Source organism: Microbacterium sp. 18062 (assembly GCF_902706225.1).
Classification (GTDB): Bacteria; Actinomycetota; Actinomycetes; order Actinomycetales; family Microbacteriaceae; genus Microbacterium.
Genome location: NZ_CACSKB010000143.1, coordinates 1 through 681, shown reverse-complemented (window position 1 = coordinate 681; position 681 = coordinate 1). Strand labels below are relative to the sequence as shown.

The 681-nt window shown below is 49.9% G+C and carries 1 protein-coding gene; it reads left to right on the top strand.

The features are described 5' to 3' along the window. Nucleotides 1-295 precede the first annotated feature (295 nt). Nucleotides 296-681: hypothetical protein (locus tag GVL03_RS22405; protein ID WP_235038253.1), on the top strand; the 386-nt coding region annotated here is incomplete at its 3' end.

The window sequence follows — 681 nt, the reverse complement described above, 5'->3', positions numbered from 1 at the left end:
GGCTTCTTACTCAGGCGCCCCCTTTGAGCGGATCACCCGTGCTTACGATGAGATGCGCAAGCAACTCAATTCGGAAATCGGCGATCTGTTTCGTGGACGGTGATAGTGCATGAACATTCCCCAAAGGCTTCGGCCTTTGGGGGTGTTTTTCAGTAGGCATTGGTCCAGTGCCTGACGAAAAACAGTTTTTACCCGTCGTCGTAATGGCCGCGGTAAATAAGGTAGCTCGCCTTCAACAAGTAGCAAATATTTTATTTTCTAAACCCTCGGGGACATGTCTTCCCCGAGGGGAAACATGCCTTCACTCTCGTTCGGAGGAAACATGTTTTTTGAAAAAAAGATTGACACAAGTTCCAAGGAATCTGTGGCGGAGTTCCTGCTCCATCACTACAGGTATAACACCGCGTCTTCGTGGAATCGTTCTACGAGCTATGCGAACTGCGTAAAGGTCGATCGTATCGGTCTGACAGGCTCTTCGTTGCAGAAAGCTTTCGAACTCGTATCAATAGATGGGCTCTGGGGAGAAATCTCTACGCCGATCCGAGAATTCGAGAACGAAATGATGGGTGCATATACCATCGGCTCGAATGGGCGCAGTGGCGGATACCTGGTTCTTTACGAAGCCGAGATCTATGATCCCGGCTACAAGAGCACCTGCCCGTCATGCGGACAGTTGAACTA